The sequence below is a fragment of the Carboxylicivirga marina genome (genome assembly GCF_016612505.1).
In the GTDB taxonomy this organism is placed as follows: Bacteria; Bacteroidota; Bacteroidia; order Bacteroidales; family Marinilabiliaceae; genus Carboxylicivirga; species Carboxylicivirga marina.
This window is the reverse complement of record NZ_JAENRR010000008.1, coordinates 49,607-61,865: the sequence shown is the minus strand read 5'-3', so window position 1 is coordinate 61,865 and position 12,259 is coordinate 49,607. Positions and strand designations below refer to the sequence as shown.

Genomic DNA, 12,259 nt, shown 5'->3' with positions numbered 1-12,259 from the left:
ATTGCAGCTTGATTATTTTTCAAGTTCGATGATAGTACGGTGCATGGTGCTGTCTGCACTCTATATTCTGACTACTTTCTACTGATTAACTGCTGACGTGCCTTAAGTTCCATGGTACGGATCTTATCCTTATAGAAATTATGGGCATTCATCTTGTTAATATCGAGCGAAGCATCTGAGTTGTCGTCCCATCGACGACACAGGTATAAAGGATCATAAATACGCCCAATCTGGAAATTACGACTGATGTTAAGGCCCAATGCATAGTCTTCGCCGTAGCTGGTGTTTGGTACTTTTACATCGCGCAGCACAGGTGTGTAAAAAGCGCGTGGTGCACCCAGTCCGTTAATACGTAAGGCATTGTTCCGGCCATTCTCTGGCGTCCATTCTTTATGATCAATCAATCCAGGAGGAATCTCCTCTAGTTTAAAATTAACCATTTGATAACTACCGACAACCATGGCGCAATTCTGCTCATGAAAGGCTTTTACTACTCGCTCAATAACGGTTTCATCGATGTATAAATCATCACTATCTAATTGAATCGCAAATTTACCACATCGCTCATCAGTCACACCCGTATTCCAACAACCGCCAATGCCTAAATCGTCTCTCTCAGGAATAATATGAATCAATCGCTCATCATCATACGAGCGAATGATTTCAGGCGTCCTATCTGATGAGTGGTTATCTACAATAATCAGATTAAAAGGAAAGTCTGTTTTTTGTTTTAATACCGATTCAATAGCATCACCAACCGTTTTTTCGCGGTTACGAACAGGTATAATAACTGAAGCTTCCACCGGAAAATCAGACTCGGCAAACTCAATCTTAGTAAATTCGGGCTTAAGATAAGCGCCAATCGTTTTTAAATGAGCTGTGCAAGCCACTTCCATCTCAACCTGGCGATCACGGTTGCGAGGGTCCACATAGTCAAACATTTTCTCACCCGAAAGACGGGTATCTATTTCCACTTCAGTGTACAAAAGCTCAGGCAAATGCAGTAATTCATGTTTTTGCGATACGCGTAATCGTAAATCGTACAAAGCTGCATACTTATAATCAACATCCATGGCTTCAACTGCATCTTTTAATGCCTCAGTTTTATACATCAGTAATGAGCCAAAATTAAAATCGTCGCGCAAGCTGCCTGTCTGGTATTCAATGACCGGATGAGCTGATAATTTACTGGATTTCCTTTCGTAATAATCGGCATATATCATACCTGCACTAACATCGTTACAACAACGCGCCATACGTTCCAAAGCATTCATGCCAATGTTTAATGCCATTGCTTTTGTGTAGACTACAACAAACTCACCATCTAACTCTCCTAAAAGTGTTTTCCAGGTTTGTGTGGCATCCAAGCCCCCTTCAGCTATAATTACTTTAGCCCCTTCAATAGCTACTGCTTCTTTAGCAACCACAATAATGTTTGTGGCTTTCTCATTCTGAAACGCCTGAATAGTTGGTTTCATTTCTTCCTTATTTGAGTAAGGTAGAATACATGTTAATTTATCGCCCATTGTATTTTGATTTTGTCTTTATCTTTTTGTTTTCCGCTGATTACAAGAATAATCGAGATTCTTTCGGTAAGAATTTAGCGAAAATCTTTGGGATATTTACGCTTTAATCTTTATAGAAAAATTTCAAAATTTGATTCATCATTCCATCTCGTTCTTTTTCGCTTTTTATTGTTTCAAATGGAAAGCCCAGTATTATCGTCTTGTATTCGCCATTGTATAAAATGCCGGCACTCACATTGTTTTCTTTATATCGATATGCTGTAGCTGCATTAATTCCAATTGGCTCAATGCCATCAGGCGCTTCAACTGTATAGTAATCCTGGCTGTGTACAGTATTAAATTCCAGTGATCCCTTTAATATTGGAGCTATGTTATCAGTAGTGTAAACACTTCCGTTTTTTACCGCATGGTTGGTGCGCCATTTAAAGCGCAAAACATCTTCAGCAAAATCTTTGGCTATGGTGTCGCTTGTCATTTTAATATCGGATCCAACATAAGCTCCGCTCATAAATATATTTTGTTGATTGGCTGTTAATTGCTTCAACTTATTCATGAAAGCAGGTGTGTAGATTTTATACATAGGTTTTTCGCCTTTGTATGATGTTGTTGTTTTCTCTTCGCCTAATATAATATCTATTGCTTTATAAGCAGATGCATCAAAATCGTATGATTCAAAAGCCTCATCGCTCACTGATATAAACGAATATCCGGCTTTTAAAATAGATTGCCCGTGAATAATGACATTATCAAAGGAATTGCCTTTGATAATTTTTCCTTCATCATTGGCATAACTGGCACCCCAGCCCGGACTGTCATCATCTAACCATGGCGATTGACGATTAAAATCATATTGATGACCAGTATAGCCATATTCGTACTTATATGGTACTCCCTGGTCGTCCCACCAGGCTATACCGGCAAAATTTCCTTCATCGACAAAGCTTGGCGCACTAATTCGGTCAAATGCATTAACGACCAATGCCTTCTCTGATTTTTTTCCCGCGATGCCAATTGACAAGATCTCGCTGGCAAAGCTTTCGCCACCTTCATTAATGGCTGTTACTTTAAAACTAAGTATTTGGCCTTTCTTGATTTTGGGCAACTTGTATGTTGTCTCTTCTGTAATCACACCATTGTCGAAACCACTATTGTCTACACGAGTGTATACTTTATATTTGCTAGGAACCGCGGTGGATTCTATAGAGTCTCTCACTGGCTTCCAACTTAGTTGATAGCCTTTGTTTATTTCTTTTAATGCCAAATGATTAACCGGTAAGGGTTGCACTACATAATTACGCCCTTCCTGAAATGCCTGAAACTTCAGAATGCCTTTGTAGATTGAACGACTGACATCGAATCGAAAACGAGGATCGAGGCCAAATCTCATATCTGCCAAATTTTGGTGCGATAATAATTCGAGTAACATCGTTGGAACATTGGGGCGCCATGCTTCGGAGTATTGTTTATCCCACATGCCTCGACGTGTCCAGTCATCTTTGTATAGTGCACGTATGTCTTCCACAATTTGAGTTTGAATCATGTCGGTTAAATCGCGACTTGCTAATTTCGATTGTCCATTCGGAAAATAGCTACTGTCGCGCTCGGCACTATATATACCAAGAGTTCCAATTGCCGAGTCGTTAGGTGTTACTCCTGCGTCGGTGTGAAAAGCAAAAGCCAGGTCAACAGGAATTTTAAGGCCAGTGGCATTACGATCCTTTGTTGGTCCATTGGGAGCGCCCATAAGGTAATCGATCCATTCGCCGCGACTTTGGTAATCGTCGTTGTAATCGTTTTTCTCGTCATTGAGGCTATAAACTAAGGTGTCAGGCATTCCTACATATTGTAGCCAATAGCGCGAAGCTTCCATGTAACGAGGTCGTCCTGATGTTTTCCAGGTGAATTGCTCAGGATTAACCTTTTTAGCAGGTTCTTTTTTCTGTCCGTTATTGTTGAGCGACCATTCGTTGGGCATAACTTCATTGGTAGGCCTGCGAGCTACATTGCCTATTCCTCCGCCAATTTTAATGGCATCGAGAGATATTTGTCCTTGACCAAGTACTTCAATGGTGGCACTTGTACCCTTATTAAACGCAAAGGTACCTAGGTAAGTCCAGGTATTTCCGCCTATTTGTTGATTAACAGAGAAGGTACTTGCACCTCCACTATGCTTGACTTTATATTCTACAGCAGAACTATTATTATCATTCTGATTATAGGAAATGTAAACGGCATAATCGCCATTTTCTGGAATGTAGGGGGTGTAAACTGCAACTTTTCCTCTAGCATTTTTTACCAATTGTGAGGTGCCAATTTTGAAAGGATTATATCCTGCAAATAGTGTATCCAGATGCGCAAAACCTGTTTGTGATTCAATATCTAACCTTTTTTGCAAAACGAATTTTGATTTAGGACTGGACCAATTATCATCAATTATAATTTCATTTGAATTAAAACACCTTTCGCGGGGAATGTATGTAATGGCACCAGCATTTTCGAGCATTGGGGCAATGTATGGCAGCACATATAGCATGGGGGAAATATCTTCTACTGAACCAAATAGCCGGGCGCGTTGCCATTCCCACCTGTCTAATTTTGATTCGTAATACCAGCCATGGCTGTGCCACAAGGCAATATGATTATTACTTAATCCTTTTGTATAATTTACTTGTTGAAGCCTTTTAATATGTGGTATGATTTTTTCTGGGGCGATGCGTATTCTTTCACTTGCCAATGAGTCAGTTTGATGTATTGCTGGAATAAGTGTGTAAATATTGTACTTGTTTGTATAAACCAATGTTTGGTAACCCAAGTGCTTTTTGCCTTGGAGTTCTTTCAGGCTGGCAACAAAAGTATCAGCTAGCTCTGTTCGCCATGGCAAATATGATAAGGTTTTATTAAAGTAGTATGATAACATTTTTGAATCATCTTCAATGGCAATGGAATCAAGACGGATTAAACCAAGATGTCCCCATTCTTCTATTGGATTATTCCAGTTGGATTCAAATTGAATCATGATGGAATCAGCTTGAAGCGAGGAGTTTTGGCATACAAGTGAAGACAAGTTGCAGATGCTTGCGAGGAACAAAGCAAGGATTCGAATTTTGAGATGCTTGATAATAATCACTGTAATGTATTTAAATTGATGATCCAAAAATAAAAAGTTTTTCACAAGTTTCAAACATATGTCATACATCTTATATCTTGTTTTGATTTATGGCTATATTATTTATACATTTGCTCTGTAGTCAGTATGTTTGGTTGTTTTATAAGTATTGAAATATATCGATTTAATATTGGTTACAGATGGTTTAATTGATTTATAACACATATCATACAAGTAAAATATGGTGCTTATTGCAGATAGTGGCTCAACAAAAACACAATGGTGCCTGGTTTCTGAAGGAATCATAATAGAACAGTGTATTACTAAAGGTATTAATCCTTTTTATCAGAATTCTACTGATATTCTAAAAAATTTAAAGGAGGAATATACATTAAATAATACGAAGCCTCAAGAAATTAATTTTTATGGTGCTGGTTGTGCCAATGACGAGAAAAACAATATTGTCAGAAAGGCATTGTCCGAGTTTTTCCAGGTGGAGGCTATAACTATTAACAGTGATTTGGTAGGAGCGGCTCGCTCATTGTGTCAGCATCAAAAAGGAATAGCATGTATTTTGGGTACGGGTTCCAATTCTTGTTTGTATGATGGGCGTGATGTCATTCATAATGTGTCGCCACTTGGGTATGTAATAGGCGACGAGGGTAGTGGTGCTGTATTAGGTAAAAAGCTGATGGGCGATTTGTTGAAGAATCAGTTGCCTGAACATGTGATTGATTTGTTTTTTAAAAATTACAATACTAATCGAGCTGAGATACTGGATAATATTTATAAGAAAACGTTTCCGAACAGATACCTGGCTCAATTCACCAAATTTTTGTCGGAGAATATCCATGTAAAAGAATTGGAAGATATTGTGCTTGATGCTTTTGAGGAGTTTGTAAAGCGTAACCTGCTTCAATATGCAGATATCGACAAGCTTAAGGTTCACTTTACCGGTAGTGTTGCGTTTTATTTTAGAGCACAACTGGAAAAAGCTTTATATAAATATAACCTTAATATTGGCGAAATATGCCAGGCTCCAATGCCAGGCTTAATTCAGTATCATACTGATAGAACAAACTAATATGACTTCAAAGAAAAATAAAAGTATTAGCGTAACAGAATCCTCATCACATTTTGATAATCTTGAAAAGATGACGGTGGAAGAACTGATTACTAATATCAATCAGGAAGATGCGAATGTGCACCGGGCAGTTCAAAAAGCTCTGCCACAAATTAAGGAACTTGCTGAACGTATTATTAAGCGAATGGAGCAGGGGGGGCGTGTATTTTATTTAGGTGCTGGTACAAGTGGGCGATTGGGCGTATTGGATGCCTCTGAATTGCCACCCACTTTTGGTGTGCCTGATAATATGGTTATAGGGTTAATTGCAGGAGGTGATAGAGCTTTGCGTCAAGCGGTTGAAGCAGCCGAAGACGATGCTAACAAAGCCTGGGGCGAATTGAAAGAATACAAAGTTGACGAGTTAGATACCGTCATTGGAATTGCAGCATCAGGTACAACACCGTATGTTATAGGAGGTATTGAACATGCTCGTAAAAATGGCTTATTGACAGGTTGCATCACATGCAACCCCGATAGTAAAGTAGCTGCCGTATCCGAATTTCCGATTGAAGCCATAGTTGGACCTGAATTTGTGACAGGAAGTACGAGGCTTAAGGCTGGTACTGCGCAAAAGATGATTCTGAATATGCTAACCACTACCATAATGATTAAACTTGGCAGAGTAAAAGGTAATCGAATGGTGAACATGCAGCTGACGAACAAAAAGCTGGTCGACAGGGGCGCGAGAATGATAATGGATGAACTTAAAATACCCTATGAGCAGTCAAGGGACCTGCTTCTTAAGTACGGTTCGGTCAAAAAAGCGATTGATGCTTATAATGGCTAGTCAGATAATAAAAAGGGGGTTGTTGTTTGTTCAGCAACTTTCTTTTAGTGTCATTAATAATCTTACTCTTCTTTGAAGTATTTATCGTAAACCTCCATGTTTCGCTCAAGTAATTCTACTGTATATCGGTAAGATGAATCGCTATTTTTTACTGATACCGCTTTGTAAATTTCCTTTTGTAGTCGTAATGTATATTCTTTTTCTCCTTCGATATTAGCGTATATCATATTGCGCATACGTGGCAGGAGTGAATAGACTGGCTCCATTGATATAATAACGATAGGGTTGCCGGTTGCCTTAGCTAAGTTCATGTGGAAACGATTAGTTAAATCCACTTCCAGTTGTGTGTTGTCGGGGTTGCATTGTTCCAGTTCGTTTAAATTGGTTTGTAGCAACTTTAAGTCCTCATTTGTTCGGTTTAATGCCGCTAAACGACCTATTTCAGGCTCAAATATCCGACGAACTTCAATAATCTGACGAATTAAACTTGAGTCAAATTTCAAGTCGTAATAAAGATTCAAAGATTTAATTGCGTCTTCAATCTTTATCTCTGAAACAAACATTCCACTGCCTTTTTTTATCTCAACCAAACCTCTAGCACTCAACCTTCGTAGGGCTTCACGCAAAGCAGTACGGCTAACAGCAAAGCTCTCGCACAATTCTTTTTCTGAAGGAAGTTTTGTTCCAGGTATCAAACGTTTTGTTCGTATCGCCTCTTCAATTTTTCGTTCAATTTTTTGACTCAGCGTTTGACTTGTGCCTATTTTTCCAAAAAGTTCGTCCATCAACAAAGTTTCTTAATACATCATACAAATCTATTACAATTTCCTTAAAACGCACTATCTAAAAAGTATCACTGCTATGTTTAAAGTGTCATATCTTTCAAAACTTAATGCTTTTATTCATAAAAAAAGGGACGGCCCAGGCCATCCCTTCTTATATCAATTAGGATATCAATTACTCTTGCTCAGCCAAGAAACGTTCGGCATCAATCGCTGCCATACAACCAGATCCAGCTGCTGTTACAGCTTGGCGATACTGGTCATCTTGTACGTCGCCACAAGCAAACACACCTGGTACATTTGTTTTTGAAGTACCCGGAACAGTTTGGATGTAACCTACATCATTAGTGTCAATGTAATCTGCAAAAATGTCAGAGTTCGGTTTATGACCAATTCCTAAGAAGAAACCATCGATAGCGATTTTTACTTCTTCCTCTTCAGGCGTACCCATGTTTTTAACTAAAGTGGCACCTTCAACAACACCGTCGCCAAATAGGCCTTTAGTTTGATGTTTCCAAAGAATCTCAATATTTGGTGTGTTAATTGCTCTTTCCTGCATTACTTTTGAAGCACGGAATACGTCGCGACGCACAATTAAGTATACTTTTTTACACAAACCAGCTAAATACATAGCCTCCTCTAAGGCCGTGTCGCCACCACCAACAACAGCTACATCTTTACCTCGGTAAAAGAAACCATCACATGTTGCACATGCCGAAACGCCTGAACCGGCATACTTAGTTTCATCAGGTAAACCTAAGTATTTGGCAGTTGCACCAGTGGCAATAATTAAGGTTTCTGTTTCAATTACCTTATTGCCATCTACTGTTACTTTAAATGGACGCTGACTTAAATCGGCAGAAGTAGCCATGCCAAAACGAACATCGGTACCAAAACGAACAGCTTGCGCCTTTAATTCTTCCATCATTTCAGGACCAGTTGTTCCTTTTGGGTAACCAGGGAAATTTTCAACCTCAGTAGTGGTTGTTAATTGTCCACCCGGCTGTAATCCTTCATACATTACCGGACTAAGGTTTGCACGAGATGCATAAATAGCTGCTGTGTATCCAGCAGGTCCAGAACCGATGATCAGTACTTTTACTTTTTCTACTTCACCCATATCTTTATTTTCATTTTGTGGAGTCTCCAGATTCTCCATTTTTTCAAAAAGAGCCATATTATCTAAGTATTAACATTTCTAAATAAGTTGTAAAACTACAAATTTTCATGCTTCTCTTCAAAAGATGTGCCGCACTTAATATCATGACATTTTACACACCCTCTACTCTGATTATGACAATATTGTCAGAAATGCATGACAATTGATTATTTGACGAATACCAGGGAGTCGCTATCGAAATTCATGCCAGAAAGAACCCCCAGTCCATTTTTAATGTTTGTATGAATTTTTACGGGTTCAAATACAGGTAATTCTTCATAAAACCCTTCGTAGCCAGCAGCTAGAATAATCGATCTGAAATAAGAATAGTAATCATCGGTGTGGTGATAGAGGTATACCGTAATCTTAATTTTATCTTCGTAATAATCGAAGAATAAATTGTCTTTTGGGATGTTAAAGCCTAATTCGTACTCTAGGCCATTAATAATTTCATCGGTAAATAAACCTTGAAAATTGATGCCCGGTAATAAACTACCACTTTGCTCGCCTTGTGTGAATACAAGATCATCTTTCTCGTAGGTAATAGTATTGCGTGTGTAGTATTCGGTACTATTAATATCACCCCAACCTTCACGTACGACTAATAATTGGTAATAATTGGTTTCGTGTGCCGGATCCAGAAAGGTGATTTTTGTTCGTAGCATGTCGACATTTCCTAGCTCAGAAATATTCTGATTAATTGACAGCGTATCCATGTTCAGAATGTTGATCTTATGCGGTATCTTCGATTCAGCTGTTGCAGTGTCGCCTTCAAACTCGTATGCGGTAATTTTAATTTTGTCTCTTTCATTAAATGAAAACTCTTTCCAATTGCTCCAAACGGTATCGGAGGGTAGGATATAGGTACCTTGGAAACTATCATTAATAAATATTTGAAAGCGCCCTTTTTCTATTTGTTTGTAATCATCGACCGATAATATGCTTTGACTTTTACTAAAATGGAGGTTTAAGGCACTGTCGGGATAAATAAAGGCATACATTACCAATTTATCGCTTTGCTTATTTAATTCTATTTCAATGTCTTTCTCGCAAGCTACAAGCGCTAAAAACAATAGGAACAGGTATGTAAATCTACTTTTCAATGCCTTAAAATTTAACGGTATACCTCACATAAGGTATTGGTATTGGAAATAAACTAAATTGCTTTAAAGAGCGTTCAATATCACCGGTTTGTTCATTTTCTACATCGCTAAAATACAAAAAGAAAGGGTTTTGACGGCCATAAGTATTCATAAGGCCAACACTCCACAAGCGACTTCCCCATGGTTTATCCTTACTAAAGTTGAATCCTATATCTAAGCGATGAAAGTTAGGCATCCGGTAGCTGTTGCGTTGATTGATAAATTGATTGTACGATGATTTGTTGGGTACCTCGGTAGTTGGTAATTGAGGTGCGTAATATTTCGTTTCAGATAAAGTGATAGGGTTCCCCGTTCCAAATGCCCAGGTCACGCCCATATCCATTTTTTTTGAGAATTTATAAGATGCATAAATTGACACATCGTGGGTGCGATCGAAGTTAGCAGGAAATTCTAAGCCATTGTTTAGTTCGTCAAACTGATTGGTTGACTTAGAGTAGGTATAGCCAAACCACCCTGAAAGATTCCCCATTTTTCGATGTAATAGCAGTTCAAAACCATATGATTGCCCACTACCTGCCGTCAATTTGCTTTGCCAGTCTGAAGCAAAATCAAAATATCCTGCCGTTTCTTTATAGGCTAATATGTCGGATAATTCTTTGTAATAAAACTCAAGGGATAAATTAAACCCTTTGCTAATTTCATATTCTAATCCGAGAGCTGATTGGGAGGCTCGCATAGGTGCAATACCGTCAGATACCGGCAGCCACAAATCGGTTGGCATGGCTACTACCGATGTGCGTAACAAATGCATATATTGTGTCATCTGACTATAGGCTAGCTTTACCGATAGGTTATCTTTTATTAAGTATCGTGCCGATAGGCGAGGTTCTGCTGACCAGTAAAATTTATTGCTCTCGGTTTGAAATAGCGAAAAATGTCCACCTATATTCATTTTTAATCGTGGAAACAGATGGAAATCATCCTCTACATAAAAACGATATTCCTGTCGATACATTTGAGTGCCTCCGAAAGTTGTGTCAATTGGTGTGCTACTTGTTATTTCTCTCAATTGCACATCAATGCCCGGATAAAAGGTGTGATTAATCATGCTTCCTCCAAAGCGAATATAATGCTTAGGAGAAGGGAGGTAATCGACATCGATTTTAGCGCTCAAATCTCTAATGCCACTATAATAATTCTGGCTACCCTTGCTCCACGAGCCATCAGATACATAATTTGATGATTGATCGATAAAGAAGCGATAGTCGCTATAGGTCAATGTAGTATTGGCAAACATTTTTTCACCAAAAATATGATTCCACCTGACTGAGCCAACATAGTTTCGCCATCCCACATCGCTTTCATCATATTCTTTCCGACTAACTTTAGAGCCATCAGGCTGTTCAATTTCTATGGTTTGCTCGTTGTAGGAGATACCATACCTATCTTTACCCAGGTAGGTACTAAAATGAAGGCGATCGCGCTTAGATAGTTTATAATTAAGCTTAGTATTAAAATCATAAAAATAGTAGCGACTTTTATCGGCTTCTTTTAGTTGCCAAACGCTTGTCAGGATATCGAAATAAGTTCGACGAAATGATACTGAGAAGGACGATTTATCTTTAATCAATGGGCCCTCTACTGCCAAGCGGCTGGATAGTAGTCCTATACTTGCAGTTCCTTTGAATTCTTCACTATTGCCATCGTACATCCGTATATCAACAACCGATGATAATCGGCCACCATATCTGGCGGGGAATCCTCCTTTAATTACTCTGACGCTATTTACAGCATCGGCGTTGAATATGGAGAAGAAACCAAGTAAATGGCTGGAGTTATAGATGGGTACATCATCCATTAATACCAAATTCTGGTCGGGTCCGCCACCGCGAACATAAAGCTCGCTAAAGCCTTCGCCACCACTTTGAATTCCTGGTAGTAATTGAATACTTTTAACAATGTCAACTTCACCCAGAAAAACAGGAACTTTCTTAATCTGCTCTATTGGTACATCGATAATTCCCGCTCTTGAGCTTTTTACTTTGCCCGGAACGCGTTCTCCGAGCACCGCTATTTCATCAAGTTCCTCCTTGGGCTCCATCCAAAAATAAATGGTGGTATCTTTAGTTAAGTTTAAATAATGATGTTGATTTTGATACCCAACATATGAGCTGGCTAAATGTGCGAATCCTTCGGGAAGAGTTATGCTAAAAAACCCAAAGTTGTTACTAACGGTACCTAAAAGAATTTCAGGTTCATAAACATTAGCCTGGATAAGTATTTCTTTTGTATGCTTATCGATTACATAGCCTTTTACGACATACTTTTTTTTGTCTCCAGTAATTGGGTGGATGATTATTTTTTCTCCGCGCACAGTATAGTTAGATGGGCAAGATACAAATATTGCATCCAGCACCTCGCGCACCATGCCGCTTTGGATAGGTAAATTGAGCGAATCTTTAAAGCATAAATTATTACTGTAACTGAAAACGATGTCAGTTTGGCTTTCTATTTCAGACAAGAATGACTCTGTGGAACCATTTTTTGATGACAATTCAATATAGTCATATAAAACATTTTGCCCATTCAAGCTGGTGCTTACCAGAAGAATGAGCAAAACAAATAGTATGCTTTTATATGTATGGTTTAAGATTGTTGGCATAAAAATTA

General features: G+C 38.6%; 8 protein-coding genes. 2 read left to right on the top strand and 6 right to left on the bottom strand.

Annotated features, from left to right (window positions below):
• Positions 1–71 precede the first annotated feature (71 nt).
• Positions 72–1,526: a glycosyltransferase family 2 protein gene (locus JIV24_RS05210; protein ID WP_200463963.1), complete on the bottom strand. Its 1,455-nt coding sequence runs from the start codon at positions 1,524–1,526 to the stop codon at positions 72–74.
• 103 nt (positions 1,527–1,629) lie between these two features.
• Positions 1,630–4,542 (bottom strand): golvesin C-terminal-like domain-containing protein, encoded by a 2,913-nt coding sequence (locus JIV24_RS05205; RefSeq protein WP_200463962.1) that lies wholly within the window; start codon positions 4,540–4,542, stop codon positions 1,630–1,632.
• Between the two features lie 331 nt (positions 4,543–4,873).
• Between JIV24_RS05205 and JIV24_RS05200 the strand changes: the two genes are divergently transcribed.
• Positions 4,874–5,716 (top strand): ATPase, encoded by an 843-nt coding sequence (locus JIV24_RS05200; protein WP_200463961.1) that lies wholly within the window; start codon positions 4,874–4,876, stop codon positions 5,714–5,716.
• Between the two features lies 1 nt (position 5,717).
• Positions 5,718–6,545 carry an N-acetylmuramic acid 6-phosphate etherase gene (gene murQ / locus JIV24_RS05195; protein ID WP_200463960.1) on the top strand — a complete coding sequence of 276 codons (828 nt, stop codon included), beginning with the start codon at positions 5,718–5,720 and terminating at the stop codon, positions 6,543–6,545.
• Between the two features lie 62 nt (positions 6,546–6,607).
• Here the strand turns inward: murQ and JIV24_RS05190 are convergent, their stop codons facing one another.
• The 4 genes from JIV24_RS05190 to JIV24_RS05175 all read right to left on the bottom strand — a co-directional run bounded on the left by JIV24_RS05190 (position 6,608) and on the right by JIV24_RS05175 (position 12,251).
• The gene (locus tag JIV24_RS05190; protein ID WP_200463959.1) at positions 6,608–7,330 is read right to left on the bottom strand and encodes a FadR/GntR family transcriptional regulator; all 723 of its coding nucleotides are present in this window, start codon (positions 7,328–7,330) and stop codon (positions 6,608–6,610) included.
• A 172-nt stretch (positions 7,331–7,502) separates the two neighbouring features.
• Positions 7,503–8,504 (bottom strand): thioredoxin-disulfide reductase, encoded by a 1,002-nt coding sequence (gene trxB, locus JIV24_RS05185; protein WP_200463958.1) that lies wholly within the window; start codon positions 8,502–8,504, stop codon positions 7,503–7,505.
• Positions 8,505–8,653: 149 nt separating this feature from the next.
• Complete coding sequence (locus JIV24_RS05180; RefSeq protein ID WP_200463957.1) at positions 8,654–9,589, bottom strand: DUF4249 domain-containing protein; 936 nt, start codon at positions 9,587–9,589, stop codon at positions 8,654–8,656.
• 4 nt (positions 9,590–9,593) lie between these two features.
• On the bottom strand, positions 9,594–12,251 hold the full coding sequence (locus JIV24_RS05175) for a TonB-dependent receptor (protein WP_200463956.1): 2,658 nt from the start codon (positions 12,249–12,251) through the stop codon (positions 9,594–9,596).
• Positions 12,252–12,259: the final 8 nt, after the last annotated feature.

Bases quoted from the DNA above. Each gene is read 5' to 3' on its own strand.
- JIV24_RS05175 (WP_200463956.1), bottom strand. From the start codon at position 12,251: ATGCCAACAATCTTAAACCATACATATAAAAGCATACTATTTGTTTTG.
- JIV24_RS05190 (WP_200463959.1), bottom strand. From the start codon at position 7,330: ATGGACGAACTTTTTGGAAAAATAGGCACAAGTCAAACGCTGAGTCAA.
- JIV24_RS05200 (WP_200463961.1), top strand. From the start codon at position 4,874: ATGGTGCTTATTGCAGATAGTGGCTCAACAAAAACACAATGGTGCCTG.
- JIV24_RS05210 (WP_200463963.1), bottom strand. From the start codon at position 1,526: ATGGGCGATAAATTAACATGTATTCTACCTTACTCAAATAAGGAAGAA.
- trxB (WP_200463958.1), bottom strand. From the start codon at position 8,504: ATGGCTCTTTTTGAAAAAATGGAGAATCTGGAGACTCCACAAAATGAA.
- murQ (WP_200463960.1), top strand. From the start codon at position 5,718: ATGACTTCAAAGAAAAATAAAAGTATTAGCGTAACAGAATCCTCATCA.
- JIV24_RS05205 (WP_200463962.1), bottom strand. From the start codon at position 4,542: ATGATTCAATTTGAATCCAACTGGAATAATCCAATAGAAGAATGGGGA.